Origin of the sequence: Spirosoma sp. SC4-14 (assembly GCF_037201965.1) — a bacterium.
GTDB lineage: Bacteria > Bacteroidota > Bacteroidia > Cytophagales > Spirosomataceae > Spirosoma.
The window spans coordinates 2362712-2377175 of the sequence record NZ_CP147518.1 but is presented as its reverse complement, the minus strand read 5'-3'; the positions used below and the strand labels follow the sequence as shown (position 1 = coordinate 2377175).

At 50.3% G+C, this 14464-nt stretch carries 13 protein-coding genes; 5 read left to right on the top strand and 8 right to left on the bottom strand.

Going from position 1 to position 14464, the window contains the following annotated elements; all coding sequences use genetic code 11:
- Window positions 1–9 precede the first annotated feature (9 nt).
- The 6 genes from WBJ53_RS09675 to WBJ53_RS09650 all read right to left on the bottom strand — a co-directional run bounded on the left by WBJ53_RS09675 (window position 10) and on the right by WBJ53_RS09650 (window position 5084).
- Window positions 10–1107: an iron-containing alcohol dehydrogenase family protein gene (locus WBJ53_RS09675; RefSeq protein WP_338875888.1), complete on the bottom strand. Its 1098-nt coding sequence runs from the start codon at window positions 1105–1107 to the stop codon at window positions 10–12.
- 30 nt (window positions 1108–1137) lie between these two features.
- Entirely contained in the window at window positions 1138–2343 is a 1206-nt protein-coding gene (locus WBJ53_RS09670; RefSeq protein WP_338875887.1) for a DegT/DnrJ/EryC1/StrS family aminotransferase, read from the bottom strand.
- Window positions 2344–2478: 135 nt separating this feature from the next.
- On the bottom strand, window positions 2479–2979 hold the full coding sequence (locus WBJ53_RS09665; protein WP_338875886.1) for a nucleoside deaminase: 501 nt from the start codon (window positions 2977–2979) through the stop codon (window positions 2479–2481).
- A complete protein-coding gene (locus tag WBJ53_RS09660) occupies window positions 2942–3763 on the bottom strand; it encodes a nucleotidyltransferase domain-containing protein (protein WP_338875885.1) in 822 nt (273 codons plus the stop codon). Before WBJ53_RS09660 ends, WBJ53_RS09665 begins: the two co-directional genes overlap by 38 nt.
- 89 nt (window positions 3764–3852) lie before the next feature.
- On the bottom strand, window positions 3853–4428 hold the full coding sequence (locus WBJ53_RS09655) for a DUF308 domain-containing protein (protein WP_338875884.1): 576 nt from the start codon (window positions 4426–4428) through the stop codon (window positions 3853–3855).
- Window positions 4429–4493: 65 nt separating this feature from the next.
- Window positions 4494–5084 (bottom strand): hypothetical protein, encoded by a 591-nt coding sequence (locus WBJ53_RS09650; RefSeq protein ID WP_338875883.1) that lies wholly within the window; start codon window positions 5082–5084, stop codon window positions 4494–4496.
- 183 nt (window positions 5085–5267) lie between these two features.
- On the opposite strand from WBJ53_RS09650, the gene WBJ53_RS09645 reads away from it, so the two are divergent.
- Window positions 5268–8591: a SusC/RagA family TonB-linked outer membrane protein gene (locus tag WBJ53_RS09645; RefSeq protein ID WP_338875882.1), complete on the top strand. Its 3324-nt coding sequence runs from the start codon at window positions 5268–5270 to the stop codon at window positions 8589–8591.
- A gap of 97 nt (window positions 8592–8688) precedes the next feature.
- Complete coding sequence (locus WBJ53_RS09640; RefSeq protein ID WP_338875880.1) at window positions 8689–10239, top strand: SusD/RagB family nutrient-binding outer membrane lipoprotein; 1551 nt, start codon at window positions 8689–8691, stop codon at window positions 10237–10239.
- A gap of 34 nt (window positions 10240–10273) precedes the next feature.
- Here the strand turns inward: WBJ53_RS09640 and WBJ53_RS09635 are convergent, their stop codons facing one another.
- Both WBJ53_RS09635 and moaC read right to left on the bottom strand, forming a co-directional pair.
- Entirely contained in the window at window positions 10274–10855 is a 582-nt protein-coding gene (locus tag WBJ53_RS09635) for an NTP transferase domain-containing protein (RefSeq protein WP_338875878.1), read from the bottom strand.
- Window positions 10848–11342, bottom strand: a complete 495-nt coding sequence (gene moaC / locus WBJ53_RS09630; protein ID WP_338875877.1) for a cyclic pyranopterin monophosphate synthase MoaC — start codon at window positions 11340–11342, stop codon at window positions 10848–10850. Before moaC ends, WBJ53_RS09635 begins: the two co-directional genes overlap by 8 nt.
- Window positions 11343–11440: 98 nt before the next feature.
- Here moaC and WBJ53_RS09625 point away from each other — a divergent pair, with 98 nt between their 5' ends.
- From WBJ53_RS09625 to WBJ53_RS09615, 3 genes are read left to right on the top strand one after another with little or no spacing between them, the layout of a single operon-like run.
- Entirely contained in the window at window positions 11441–12631 is a 1191-nt protein-coding gene (locus WBJ53_RS09625; RefSeq protein WP_338875876.1) for a molybdopterin molybdotransferase MoeA, read from the top strand.
- Between the two features lie 18 nt (window positions 12632–12649).
- Entirely contained in the window at window positions 12650–13582 is a 933-nt protein-coding gene (locus WBJ53_RS09620; protein ID WP_338875875.1) for a carbon-nitrogen hydrolase family protein, read from the top strand.
- Window positions 13583–13593: 11 nt separating this feature from the next.
- Window positions 13594–14400: a helix-turn-helix domain-containing protein gene (locus tag WBJ53_RS09615; protein ID WP_338875874.1), complete on the top strand. Its 807-nt coding sequence runs from the start codon at window positions 13594–13596 to the stop codon at window positions 14398–14400.
- Window positions 14401–14464 lie beyond the last annotated feature (64 nt).

The following is a 14464-nucleotide window of genomic DNA, read 5'->3' as shown; positions in this document are numbered from 1 at the left end:
TCTTTCCCTTTACAACCGACGGAACAAATCTTTCAGCAGATCGATGGTAATGACTTCCTGCCAGTTGTCGCCAATGGCGTGCAGCCACATATGCGGCAGATTGTACGATACATGCGCCATCTTCGTGATGGTTTCGTCATCCCAATCCTTCGACAAACCCTGCGGCAGATCGATCTGATGGTATTCGACCATTTGTTTGAATTCAGCTACGCCCTCTGGATAGTAATCTTCCAGATGATTCATGATCAAACAATTGGCATAACAATGGCGAGTTCCCAGAATTTTCGACAGGCCATAGCTCAGCGCGTGGCAAACCCCCACTTCCGAATAGGTCAGGCTCAGGCCACCCATCAGCGAAGCAACCATCAGTTTGTCGTCGTTTTCGGGAGTCTGGCCCGAATTTTCGCCCAGATATACCTCCCGACACAACTTCATGGCCTGTTCGGCATAGGCGTGCGAATAAGCATTGTTCATCCGACCGTTTTCCGATTCTACGCAGTGGATATAGGTATCCATACCCGTGTAGAACCACCAGTTGCGAGGAACGCTGGCAATCAGTTCTGGATCGAGCACCACCTGATTGAATACCGTCCATTCGCATTTCAGACCCAGTTTTTTAACGGGCCCCGTCAGCACGGCAGTCATCGACACCTCGGCACCGGTACCCGAAATGGTTGGAACGCCAACGTGATAAACACCGGGTTTCCTGATCAGATTCAGTCCCTGATAGAGCGTTGATGAGCCTTCGTTGGTCAGCATCAGCGACAGTGCTTTGGCAATATCCATAATGCTACCGCCACCGATGCCCACAACGCCCGAAGGCAGGCCTTTTTTTGCCAGAATTTCGTCGCGAAGCTGGTCGATCTGATCAGTTGTCGGCTCGTGCTCTTCAACACTGATGTAATACGTCAGGTCTTCGGGATGAGCCGGAACGCGCTCTTCGAGCGGTTTGCCTTTGAAATAGTTATCGACGATAAAGACAAAATAGCCTTCGTTATCGCTCCGGCGCGGAGCCAGAATTTCGTCGAGCTGCGAGAAACTACCGCGTCCAAAAACGGTCTTCTCAATGCCTTTAAAATTTTTATGCGTGGTTTGTGTTGCTACCATTGTACTGATAAGAGCTATCCTGATTCAAAATTACGCTTCTACCAGCGTTGCTTTCCGAACGGCGGCTTCGATGTTTGCGGCCAGCGTTGCTACTTCATCGGCTGTCCAGGTTGCCCGAATACCGAACGAGATCAGTCGACCAATTACGGCCTGCGCATTCGGAATATCCAGGTTGTTATAGTCCTGTGGTGCTCCAAATTTTTCGATAGGTAAAGCAGCCGCCGTACGCATATCTTTCAGGTGCGTCCACTGGTTAATGAAATGGTACATATTTGTGAACCAGTAGTTGAAACCGCCAACGCCCGCGGCATTCAGTTCGGTCACCACCCGGCCTGCCGTTTCCGTATCGGGCAGGAGCATATTCAGGAATGTTGCCGAATCACCGTCCGCATCAGGAATACGGGCAAACGACATACCCGGCACCTGGCCCAGCGCTTCCATCAACTGTTTTTTGTGGCTGTTATTGCTCCGAATAATCTCAGGAACGCGACGGGTTTGTACGAGTCCAACAGCCGCATGGAGTTCGCTGATGCGGTAGTTGAAACCCATAATGGGGTGCTGTTCCATACCACGATTGCTACCAATATGGTCGTGGCCGTGGTCGGAATACGAGTCAGCGTGTTTATATGCCGTTTCGTCGTTCGTTACCATAATACCGCCTTCGCCCGCCGTTGCGATCTTGAAAAAGTCGAACGAATAGGCCCCGGTTTTCCCCCAAAGCCCCGTTGAAGTGCCTTTATAGCTGGCACCCATTGCCTGACCAGCATCTTCGACCAGCACCAGATTATGTTCGTTAACGACGGTCATAATGGCATCCATATCGGCCATCTGACCACACATATGCACCAGACAAATGGCCTTGGTTTTGGGCGTAATGGCCTTACGAATACCCTCTGCACTGAGGCATAGCGTGTCGTCGATATCAGCAAAAACCGGCAGCGCACCCGCCATCAGTACGGCTTCTACCGTGGCGATATAGGTAAACGGTGGCACAATAACCTCATCGCCCGCACCAACACCCGCAGCCGCCAACGCACACAAAACAGCCGTCGATCCGCTCGATACGGCATGCGCGTAGTTTGCGCCTACTAGTTTGGCAACTTCAGCCTCGAACTCACGGGCTTTGTAAATATTGTTGCGTTGTGCTTCGTGATTGTAGCGAAACAGGATGCCGGTCTCAAGCACATCGTTGATTTCCTTGCGCTCGGCCGCTCCGAAAAATTCCATTCCTGGCATAACGAAAACCGTTTAAAAGCCGCTCCTGAAAATGATTTTCGCAAGCGACTATGATTTTTTTGCAAAAGTACAGCTTTCTTTCGACAGGATTTACAGGATTGTTCAACAGCAAATTCAGTGATCCTTCACGAGTACTTAATACAACGTTCGAATGTCCATGGCAATCCATTCATCGAACACCGTGTTGGCTTCGTCGCGAAGGGTTTGCTGCATGGGAATATGCCGTTCTTCGCGCGGTTTTTCGATTTCCTGATAAATAAAATGGTCGTCGAAACCGGCCCGGGCAGCATCGTAATGAAACGCCCCAAACACAATCCGGCTGGGTCGCGCCCAGTAGATAGCTCCCAGACACATGGGACAGGGTTCGCAGGATGCATACAAGGTGCAGCCGTCGAGCTGAAACGTACCCAGATTCTGGCACGCATCCCGAATGGCTACCACTTCGGCATGGGCCGTCGGGTCGTTCGTTGAGGTGACCTGATTGCACCCCTGTCCCACAATCTGACCGTCTTTTACAACCACAGACCCAAACGGTCCACCCTGCCCGGTGGTCATGCCTTCGCGGGCCAGCCGAATGGCCTCCCGTAAAAAATCATCGTCAGTCTTTAGAGGCTGGTTCTGTTGTACTTCCTGCATATAGTGATTTCAAATAAGTTTCTACGGCGATATGAGCCACATCGTTTTTCTGCAAAGTAGCGGGTGCCAGCTTATCGCGCAACTCCGTATAGAATTGCGCAGCTTCGGTGGTAGCCTTAAGGAGTGAATCGCGCTCAGGTCTGGCAATAGTTTTATGCAAACGAGCTAAATCGGCCGAATCAGCTACGATTTCCAGCCGCCTTACACCACGCGGTAATCCATTATAATGCAGATGAATCATTGGGCCAAGCACAACATTTCGTACAAATCCCAGAAAATCTGTAGCTTCGACATACTCGCCCCGGCCAATTTTCAGCGCGGCATAATGAACCCATATCCAGAACCGATCTTCAACCCACTGAAAATCGAAAGGTGGATATACCGCTGTCGACTCGTGCAGTACAGCGGACAATAGCCCGTTGCGCTCCCAAACAATAACCGGATCTTCGACGCGCTGGTAAAACTCATCAAGTGTAACGAACTTAATATCGACATGAAGCAGGGGCAGTTCATAGAGCGCAATCAGCAGGCGCGGTTCACCAACGTGGTCGCCCCGAAACGATGCCAGCATGGTTCCCAGCCGGGCCGCATACGCACGCATCTGTTCCACATCGGGCGCAATGGGCTGCGCAGTAACCAGCACCAGATCGAGGTCTGAAAACTCATCCATATTGCCCGAAATCCAGGAACCGCCCACCGCCAGACCAATAGCATTAGGGTCTTTCTGGATGTGTGTACTGGCCGTATCAATAAACGTTTGAAAAGGCTGTAAAGTCGGTTGCATCGTGCGTTGCGATTAGTGAATTATCGCAAAACTCCGTGCTATCCGAATTAGTTCGGTGCTTTAGCGGCAACTTGTTAAAATGCGCCGATCTATTCGTGATCCAATCGTTTTTTCAGACTACGGAGTCGTAAGGCCAGCGAAATCCGGTAGGTTCCGGCAAAAAAGAACGCCATACTGGTCCAGATAACAATGTTGAACATACCAAATGTCGGATTACTGATCATCAGGATCGCGAAAACAACCAACCCAATACCCAATAGTAAAACCCATCCCCAATTTGGTATACCGGCCGAGCGCAAACTAAAGGCAGAACCCATCGCAAAGACGCCCCGCAACAAAAGCACCGCGCCCAGCAGCATGGGCAACACGACCATCGTTACCGAAGGATTAACCAGCAGATAGACGCCCAGGGCCAGGTCGATCAGGGCACCAATCATCATCCAGCCCCAACCCTGAATCCGTTGCCGGTTGTTAATCGCAAAAGCGACTTCGGCAATGCCTGTCACGGTAAGCATAAAACTGAATAGCACACTAAGCGACAGATAGGACGTGAGTGGCGTAGCTATGATCCAAATACTGAAACCAATCAGCAATAGACCTACCAACAAAGGAATCCACCAGTGTTTAGCCGTTTCCCGAACCGAATTGTGCAAAGGATCTTCCATAGTTAACCAGATTATGTTACGTTTCCTACAGGTAGTATAACCCCTATGCCCGGTAGTTGTTGGCATTATTTGATAGGCACGACAAAACCAGCCCCCATCGGACTGGCCGAAAGAAGCTTCATTTCCTGCCTGTCGCCACGGCGTTTAAAAATAGCGTAATTCACCAGGTCGAAGGCCAGCAGAAAGCCCCCCTGCATCATGATCGACTTGCCATACCCACGTAATTGATCCTGTTTGTTGGGATGCGACATTGCCCGTTCACTCAGGTACGCTCCGCCAGCTATGTAAGCCACATCCAGCCCCGCATTGAAGAGCAACACCTGTTTCATGGTTTCGTGCCGCCGAACTGCCTGCGGTAATGGTTCATTGGCAGCATTCGCTTTTCGCGCGCCTAATAGTCCGGCTCCGGCAATACCCAGGTTTACCAGATTCCAGTACACATTCATGCGATGCATGTATCGGGTTTCGCCTGTTGTTTGGCCTGCGGCAATACTACCCACCGCAATATTGGCCAATGCATACCCGCCAAGCGCCAGCCCGAGTATCTTCTGATGCTGAATTCGTTGCTCACTGAAAACACGGAGTTCTGGCACAGGCTCAACGCGCTGGGCATTAGCCATTGGCACTACAGATATCGACCCAATGGCAAGAAGCATTTTCCGGAGGCAGTTCATTCAAGTTCCTTTTTAAACTATAACAACAAGTTTAACGGCATGTTTTGAGTAGTTACGCATACTGCAATAAGTATTTTTTTCGGTATGATTTGGCTGTTTGTTAAAATAGCCTTAAACTTGAGTTTTTAAAAAATTTTCCTAACTTTTAGATAAATAATAAATTTTATGGGAAACTATTTACCCAAAACAGTATTGCTCTGGCTGCTGTTTTTTAGCCTTCAGGCCGTTGCTCAAAAAGCAACGATAACGGGTAGAGTGAGTTCAGGGGTAGGCGAAAACCTGCCAGGCGTGTCCATTATAGTACAGGGCACCACAGCCGGAACCGTAACCGACGCCAATGGCAAGTACACCTTAACTGTTCCCGACACGCGCGGAACCATTGTTGCTTCGTTTATTGGGTACGTTACTCAAACGATACCGCTCAACGGGCGCACAATTGTCGACATTACGCTACAGGAAGACGAAAAAGTGCTGAATGAAGTGGTTGTTACGGCCCTTGGTATTCCGAAAGAGCAGCGGAAACTAGGTTATGCCACTACGCAGGTTTCGGGCGAAAACATCATCAAAACATCCCCAACCAATTTCGCGTCGGCACTTTACGGTAAAGCCCCCGGCGTGGTTATCAATGCCAACACGGGCGGAGCTACCAGCGCCGTTGGTATTCAGATTCGGGGGGTAAACTCCATTGGCTACCAGCGCCAGCCACTGATTGTTGTCGACGGGGTCATTGTTCGAAACGGCGACGCTAACAACGAAGGATATTGGAACAACCAGAAAATTAACGGAAACGGTTTGCTGGATATTAACCCTGAAAACATTCAGGACATCAACATTCTGAAAGGTGCTGCGGCTTCGGCACTCTATGGTTCCGATGCCAACTTTGGTGTTATTGTGATTACGACCAAAAATGGTCAGGGTCGCGCCAGCCGTGGCTTGGGCGTTGATGTAAACCTATCGGCCAACGTCGAAAAAGTTTCCACAGCACCCGATCTGCAAACAGAATGGGGACCTGGTTACGAACGTTCAGTTAATAAAGCATCGTTTGGTGCCGACGACGACGGCTGGATTCATACGACCGTCAACGGCCAGTCGGTGAAGTATCCAAACTTCCGGTCTTACGCTCAGTTTGGCCCGAAGATGGACGGCAGCGACGTATACTGGTGGGATGGACAGATTCGTCCGTATGTTTCACATGCCAATAACTGGAAACAGTTCTACCGGACCGGTAGCAGCCTGATCGCTAACGTAGCGCTGAGCAACTCAACTGACAAAGGCAACTACCGGATTTCGTATACCCGCAACGATTATCAGGGGATTCAGATTGGAGGTCAGCAGCAGAAAAACACCTTTAACCTGAATTCGAAGTATTCGATCACCCCCAAACTGACGTTGAATCTGGTGATGAACTACGTGAACGAGAAAGTTCACAACCGTCCCCGCCAGATTTATTATCTGACTAACAACTTTGGCGGTTTCTTCAGTCCGGCCGACTATATGGATGTTTATTTCGACAAATACCAGACATCGAAAGGCTACAAATGGGTTGACTACAACTCTAACCTGGATACCGACGAGCGTCTGAAATACAACATCCGCGCGAAAGACTTCCTCGACTTCTTATGGAATCAGCTTGCCAACAGCTACGACGAAACCTCGAACCGTTTTATGCCATCGGCTATGCTGAACTACAATATTGCCAAAGGGCTAAATTTACGTGGCCGGATGGGTGTCGATTACACCAGCTACTATCAGGAAACCAAAGAACGAAGCACACAACAATTGTCGGCGGGAGCCAGCGGTTACTACGGAACCAGTGCCAACACATCGACCTTTACGTATGGCGACCTGTTGCTGAGCTACGAACGGAAACTAACCGACAAGTTTAACGCAACGGTTTCGGTTGGCTATCAGGGACGCCGGGAGAAATACACAACCAATACGGCAGGTACCCGCGATGGACTAACGTCGGAAAACTGGTTTAGCCTCAGCGCGAGCAAGAACAATCCGCCGTCGGGGAGCTCATCCATCGGCTATCTGCTCAAAGATGGAGTGTTTGGAATTGTCAATCTGGAATACAACAACTTCCTGTTTGTAGAAGGAACCCTGCGTCGGGAGCGTTCGTCGACACTGGCACCGGGTAACAACACCTTCTACTATCCCGGCGTCAGCACTTCGCTCGAATTGAGCAATGCCTTTCAGATGCCTAAGTTCGTATCGTACAGCAAACTGAGAGGTGCATGGGGTATTGTTGGAAACCCACCCGATCGATATATCTCCAACATTGTCTATTCGTCGGGAAGTCTCGACGGTGTGCCCTACCTCTATCCAGCATCATCGGGCTATGGGAACAAGAACCTGAAAAACGAGATGAAGACCGAATTTGAAATCGGGTTAGAGAATCGCTTCCTATCGAACCGGCTCGGCTTCGACCTGACCTACTACAACAACAAGATCAAAGATCAGATCACCAGCCTCGGTACACCATCGACAATTGGTGCAAGCAGCGTACTGGTAAATGTAGGCGATATGCGGAACTACGGTGTTGAACTGTCGTTATATGGCTCGCCAGTTAAAACCAAAGATTTTTCGTGGGATGCCCGTCTGAACTTCGCCGTAAACCGGGGCAAAGTAATTTCGCTGGCTAATGGTCTGGAACAACTTACGCTCGACAACAAGGACAACGGATCGCTGTATGTGTATGCCAAACCGGGCGAAGCCGCTGGTAGCATCTGGGGATACGATCATAAAAAAGACGCTCAGGGTAACTATATCGTTGGCGAAGATGGGTTCTATGTGATTGACTACAGCAAACTGGTCAATTTCGGAAATATCCAGTCGAAGTTTTCGGGTGGTTTGATGAACACGCTGACCTACAGAAATTTCTCGCTCAACGTGCTGACCGACTTTGTATGGGGTGGTCAGATCATTTCGCTATCGCGTCTGTACGGCACCGGTTCCGGTATGTACAAAAACTCGATCTTCGGTCGTGATGCCGAACACGGTGGGCTTTCGTACTACGACGATGGCACGGGTAAACTGGTTCAGGTTGCGGCTGGTACGGCGGCTGGCCCCAACGGCCAAAAAGTATTCACGGACGGTATCATTGCCAAAGGCGTTACCGAAAGCGGTGAAGAAAACAAAGTAGTGGTAGAAGCTCCGCAATATTATCGGTATCACTACAACTGGGGTGGCTATCCAGGCTCCGGCTCGAACATCACCTACAAAGACGCCGTTTTCGACAACAATTACATCAAACTGCGTGAGATTTCGCTGTCGTACTCATTCCCGGTGCGTTTGCGGTCGAAGTTAAAAATGCAGAATCTGACGATTTCGGCCTACGGCAGAAACCTGTTTTACTTCTACAAAACCCTGCCCGGTCTTGATCCTGAAGAAGGTGTCGGCACCAACTGGGTATCAAGAGCTACATCAGTAGGAGCAGGCAATGCCGCTACTCGCTCGATGGGAGGAAGTATCCGGTTCTCCTTCTAGTTAGTCATTCGTCATTAGAGTAATCCATAACAGAAGACCAATGACGAATAAAAGAACCCCAAATTGACCTCATTAACTGAATCATACTAGTGTTGATATGAAACGAATTATCATTACCTGTTTGCTTGGTCTGCTAAGCCTCGGAACGTTCCTGACCGGCTGTAAGCAATCCGAAATCGACAGTGCGTATATTAACCCCAGCGGTGCGGTTTCGGCCGATGTTCAACGGCTGTGGGCGGGTATGCTATTCAACGAACGCGTTAGCCCTCGCTATTGGAATTTATATACATTCCTGATTCCGGAAATTGGTACCTATAGCCAGCTCAATGGCTTTACTACCACAAACGGCGTGTACGAACAAGTTACGGCCTACAACTCCGACCGATGGAATGTGTATTATACACAAACGATGGCCCGATATCGGGAGCTCGAAAAAGTATATAACACGTTAGGAGCTGAAGACAAAGCCGGTCTACAACTCTTTCTGGAAACGGCACGGATCTTTCTCTACGATCAGACAGGGCAGATGATCGACCTGTGGGGCGACATTCCGTTCAAAACCGCTGGCCAGTTGAATGCACAGGGTACCATTAGCCTGGCCACCTACGACAACTCAAAAACGACGTATACCGACATGCTGACTGATCTGAAACGAATTTCAGATTATCTGGCCACGGCCACTCCTTCGAGCTTTTATACAACTCAGTTTACCTCGTATGACTATGTAAACAAAGGCAGCATTCTGAAGTGGCGAAAGTATTGCAACTCGTTGATACTTCGTTTGGCCATGCGAATTTCCAATGCCGATGAAACTACGGCTAAAGCGCTGGTTACGACTATTCTGAACAATCCGAACCAGTACCCACTAGTCGATTCAGCCAGCGAAAGTATCACTATTCAGCCGGCCACAACGACCAGCAATCTGGTTGCCGTGAACGATATGCGAAATGGCTTTGGCGTAAATCCATATGCTCCGTCCTATCTGATCGACAATGTAATGGCCCCGGCCAACGACCCCCGGCTACCGGTTTATTTTACAACTAATGCGTCGGGCAAATACACGGGCGTTGTCAACACCTGGAATGCAACTCAACTAACGGCCGCCCAAACGGCCAACGCTGTTTCGCGCTGGGATTCGACTACGTTCTCCGAAAACAACCTGTTTCCGGGTATTTTGATGACCTCGGCCGAAAGCTGGTTCAACAAAGCCGAAGCTTATGAACGGTGGGGGCTGGGCAATGCTAAAACAGCCTACGAAAGCGGTATTCGTCAGTCCATTGCGTTCTGGTATGGCATCAATAACAACAGTAGTTATACCGGCAAAAAAGATACAGCACCTACCGAAGCGCAAATCACGGCGTTTCTGGCCGCGCCATCAATCGCTTACGGAACCGACAATCTGAAGAAGATTGCCACACAGAAATGGGTCGACTATACGGTCATGCAGGCCACACAGGCCTGGGCGGAAGCGCGCCGGACAAAACTCATCGGTTTTACATTTCCAACCGATAATGGTTCAGCCACGGCGAAAACACCGCCCACTCGTTTGCTCTACCCGACCAGTGAAAGCTCACTCAACACTGCAAACTATAATAGCGTAAGTGCGAACGATAAACTCACAACTACAATTTTCTGGGATGTGAAGTAAGGTTATAAATGACATTGGTCATTGGTAGTAATGCCTAATGACCAATGTCATTTATAAAAGCGGCTTTGGTTTCCGGGTCGTTAATGTTCAGCAACTCACGAATGTCGGGCGGATGTAGCAGTTCAACATCGTTCACCATTAGCATTTGCCGGGGCGAATAATACCCATCGGCCAGTGATTTCTGCAATGCCGTTTTCATAGTAGGTTCCCAGATACAAAGCAGCGGCTCCGGAAATCGCCCATCCGAATCGTAAAAGGCCGTTGCCCGTTTTGCCGGATTACGAGCAGCCACCAGCCTATCAAGAGTTCGATTCGATAGCAATGGCATATCGCAGGCAACCACCAGCCAGGCCGCATTGGGCACGGTTTGCATAGCCGACATAATCCCGTTCAGCGGCCCCATCAACTCATCGAACGCATCGACAATCAGTGGCTGTTCGGTATTGGGTAGTTCGCCAGCCTGTTTGGCATTAACCGACCAATAAACCGTATCGCAATAATGTCGTAACAAATCGGTCAGGTATTCGCGCTGGGGCTTGTTGTGATAAACCAGTATCGATTTATCCTCCCCCATCCGTCGGCTTCGTCCGCCAATCAGCACCAGCCCATTAAGCATCGTCCCGTTTGAAATCGCGTTTTCCACCCGTTTTTTCCATCAGTTTGGTTTCCCTGATAATAATGTCGTGCGACAGGGCTTTACACATATCATAGACCGTCAGCGCAGCCACCGACGCACCAACGAGCGCTTCCATTTCAACACCGGTTTTTCCTTCGGTCGAAACCAGGCAGTCGATCACTGCATCAGACCCATCGACCGTAACCGTAATCTGGCAGTTATCGAGCCCCAGCGAATGACAAAGCGGAATGAGGTCGTCGGTGCGTTTGGCCGCCATTGTTCCGGCAATAATAGCTGTCTGAAAAACGGGACCTTTACGGGTTTGTATATCCGCAGCCGAACCGTCAGTCTGCGACAGATGCTGCATGATGTTGGGGCCCAGTGCAACTACGCTGCGGGCACGCGCCGTACGGCGGGAAATCCGCTTTGCCCCCACATCGACCATCGACGGATTACCTTCAGCGTTGATATGAGAGAGAGAATCCATGAAGATTAATGATGAGTTATGAATGATAAATGATGAATAGATTGCAACTTTTGTAGTAAAATTCATCATTTATCATTCATAACCCATCATTGACCATCATGTTTTCCGTTGCCGAAGCCTTTGCCATTACTCAACAGCACCTGCTCACGTTACCGACCGAAACGATACCGCTCATTGAAGCCACCGGCCGGGTCCTGCGTCAGAGTATCCGGGCCGACCGCAATTTCCCACCGTTCGACCGTGTCGCTATGGATGGGATCGGCATATCGTTTTCGGCGTATGCATCGGGGCAGCGGACGTTTCCAATCGCCGGACGACAATTTGCCGGTCAGCCTCCACAAGTCCTGACCGAGCCAACAGTATGCCTGGAAGTGATGACGGGTGCGATGCTTCCTACTGGCATCGATACCGTAATCCGTTATGAAGATGTGTCTATTGCCAACAGTCGGGCAACTATTTCTATCGACGGCGTTGAACAGGGTCAACACATACACCGGCAGGGCGTCGACCGAACATCTGGCGATGAGCTATTATCGGTAGGATCGCAACTCAGTCCATCGGCCATTGCTGTAGCGGCTTCGGTTGGACAGGCCACCGTTGAGGTGGCGAAACTGCCCCGCATAGCCCTTATCTCCACCGGCGACGAGCTGGTCGATGTCGACGAAACGCCACTCCCCTATCAGATTCGACGGTCAAATACCTACATGCTTCGGGCAGCGTTACAGGCACTGGGCATTACGGCTACGCTCAACCACATTGTCGACGACGAGGCCATTCTGGCAGAACAGTTGGCTACGCTCCTGTCGGAAAACGATGTGCTGATCCTGAGCGGTGGTGTTTCGGCGGGCAAAGCTGATTTCGTGCCCGATGTATTGGCAAAACTTGGTGTGCAAAAGCATTTCCATCAGATTGCCCAACGGCCCGGCAAACCGCTCTGGTTCGGAACAATGGCCGACAAAACCGTCTTCGCCTTACCCGGAAACCCGGTTTCGACGGTGCTATGTGCCTACCGATATGTATTGCCTTATCTGAAAGCCTCTATGGGTTTACCGGCTGCGGCACCGCAGTATGCGCAACTGGCAGAAGCGGTTACGTTCAAGCCCAATATCACCTATTTTCTGCCCGTTCGTCTGGTTTCTTCTGCCGATGGCCAAATGCAGGCTCAACCGCTACCGGGTTCTGGTTCTGCCGATTTTGCCAATCTGCTCAATGCCGATGGGTTTATGGAGTTACCCGCCGATCGGTCGGAGTTCAGCGCCGGAGAAGCGTTTCAGGTATGGAGCAACTAAGTACATTTCAAGTTTTCGATGGTACAGTTTAAAACCGTAAAAGTGGGCGTTGTGCAGGCCACTCCTGCCCTGTTCGATCTGGAAGCCAGTGTCGAGTTGGTTATTCGCTGGATTGAGAAGGCAGCTCAGGCAGGCTGCCGACTGCTACTCTTTCCCGAATCGTTTATTCCCTGCTATCCACGTGGCCTTACATTCGATGCCATTGTAGGGCGCCGAACTGACAAAAGCCGCGACCTATGGCTCGACTATTGGGCCAATAGCCTCGAAGAAACCTCACCTTATGTTCAGAAAATCGGCGAAGCCGTTAAGAAAGCAGGTTTATTCATGGCGCTGGGCGTAACTGAACGCGATCCCATCGGCGGCACACTCCATTGCGCACTGTTTTATTTTGGTAAGGACGGTACCTTTCTGGGCAAACACCGCAAGCTGAAACCAACGGGCCTCGAACGGTATATCTGGGGCGAAAGCGATGGCCGTACGCTGGTTAGTTTCAGTACCGATCTGGGCCGGATTGGTGGGCTAATTTGCTGGGAAAACTACATGCCCCTGGCCCGCACAGCGCTCTATCAGCAGGGCATCGACCTGTATCTGGCTCCGACGGCCGACTCCCGCGACTCCTGGCAGGCCACTATGCAACACATTGCGCTCGAAGGACGTTGTTTTGTTCTGGCCAGCAATCAGTTTGTTCGGAAAGCCGATTATCCCGAGCGGTATCAGCCCGACCTTGTCAACGAACCGGACATTATGAGCCGGGGTGGCAGCGTTATTATTTCTCCACTGGGCGAAATGCTGGCTGGTCCGCTCTGGAATCAGGAAGGGCTGCTGACAGCCGAACTTGATTTTGCCACACTGGCAAAAAGTAAGCTTGATTTCGACTGTGTTGGCCATTATGCCCGCAATGACGTTTTTAAACTGGAAGTGGTGGGGCAACCGCCAATTCAGAACATATAAGTTAGAACCGCATGCAGCTTCCCCCATCGCCAGACCTTTCGGGACTCGTTAAGCACTACCTGATCATTGAAAATCAGGCCGAGGGCGGGTTGTTGCACCGATTTTTTGCCGATGGGCATCCGGGTTTTGTTTTCTCCTATGCCGATCCGTTCCGGGAGTACGACAATCGTATGCAATCCTCTAGCCTACCCAGTAGCTTTGTGTATGGACAGGTGAACCGCTATCATACGCTGATTTCTGGCCAGCGAATTGGTTTGCTGATTGTTGTGATGCAACCCTGGAGTATATATACCATTTCGGGTATTCCAGGAAACGAGCTGACCAATCTCCAGATCAATTGCGTCGATGTGTTTGGTAGCGATGGCAACCAGCTCCAGGAGCAGGTATTGACCAGCACCAATCATATTAGCCGGATTAGCCACATCGAAGCCTTTCTGCGAAAACGCCGAACTAACCTCAGCCCTGAACTAACCAGTGTCGAAGTAGCCGTTCAGCTTATTGAGCAAACAAACGGTAACGCCACTATTCAAACCCTTACCAACACACTGAACCTGACCGAACGAAGTCTCGAACGCCGGTTCGACAAGGTCGTAGGCATTGCCCCAAAACAATTTTCCCGAATTATCCGACTACAAAGCTGTTTGAAAACCCATCGGCAACAGCCTAACCTTAGCCTGACCGAACTCGCTTATGCGGCAGGCTACTACGATCAGGCGCATTTCATCCATGAGTTTACGCGTCTGGTCGGGCTTACACCCTCGCAATACGAAATTAACAACCGGCGACTGGCGGTCAATCTGATGCCACTGACTGCTTGAATACGTTGTCGGTTTTGTACAATTGCGGGCTTATCGTATGATTTACTTTTGGCGCAAAAAACTG

Excerpts from the sequence above, each read along its gene's own strand:
- WBJ53_RS09670 (WP_338875887.1), bottom strand. The coding sequence starts at position 2,343 with ATGCCAGGAATGGAATTTTTCGGAGCGGCCGAGCGCAAGGAAATCAAC.
- moaC (WP_338875877.1), bottom strand. The coding sequence starts at position 11,342 with ATGGATTCTCTCTCTCATATCAACGCTGAAGGTAATCCGTCGATGGTC.
- WBJ53_RS09640 (WP_338875880.1), top strand. The coding sequence starts at position 8,689 with ATGAAACGAATTATCATTACCTGTTTGCTTGGTCTGCTAAGCCTCGGA.
- WBJ53_RS09675 (WP_338875888.1), bottom strand. The coding sequence starts at position 1,107 with ATGGTAGCAACACAAACCACGCATAAAAATTTTAAAGGCATTGAGAAG.
- WBJ53_RS09635 (WP_338875878.1), bottom strand. The coding sequence starts at position 10,855 with ATGCTTAATGGGCTGGTGCTGATTGGCGGACGAAGCCGACGGATGGGG.
- WBJ53_RS09660 (WP_338875885.1), bottom strand. The coding sequence starts at position 3,763 with ATGCAACCGACTTTACAGCCTTTTCAAACGTTTATTGATACGGCCAGT.
- WBJ53_RS09655 (WP_338875884.1), bottom strand. The coding sequence starts at position 4,428 with ATGGAAGATCCTTTGCACAATTCGGTTCGGGAAACGGCTAAACACTGG.
- WBJ53_RS09645 (WP_338875882.1), top strand. The coding sequence starts at position 5,268 with ATGGGAAACTATTTACCCAAAACAGTATTGCTCTGGCTGCTGTTTTTT.
- WBJ53_RS09650 (WP_338875883.1), bottom strand. The coding sequence starts at position 5,084 with ATGCTTCTTGCCATTGGGTCGATATCTGTAGTGCCAATGGCTAATGCC.
- WBJ53_RS09665 (WP_338875886.1), bottom strand. The coding sequence starts at position 2,979 with ATGCAGGAAGTACAACAGAACCAGCCTCTAAAGACTGACGATGATTTT.
- WBJ53_RS09620 (WP_338875875.1), top strand. The coding sequence starts at position 12,650 with ATGGTACAGTTTAAAACCGTAAAAGTGGGCGTTGTGCAGGCCACTCCT.
- WBJ53_RS09625 (WP_338875876.1), top strand. The coding sequence starts at position 11,441 with ATGTTTTCCGTTGCCGAAGCCTTTGCCATTACTCAACAGCACCTGCTC.
- WBJ53_RS09615 (WP_338875874.1), top strand. The coding sequence starts at position 13,594 with ATGCAGCTTCCCCCATCGCCAGACCTTTCGGGACTCGTTAAGCACTAC.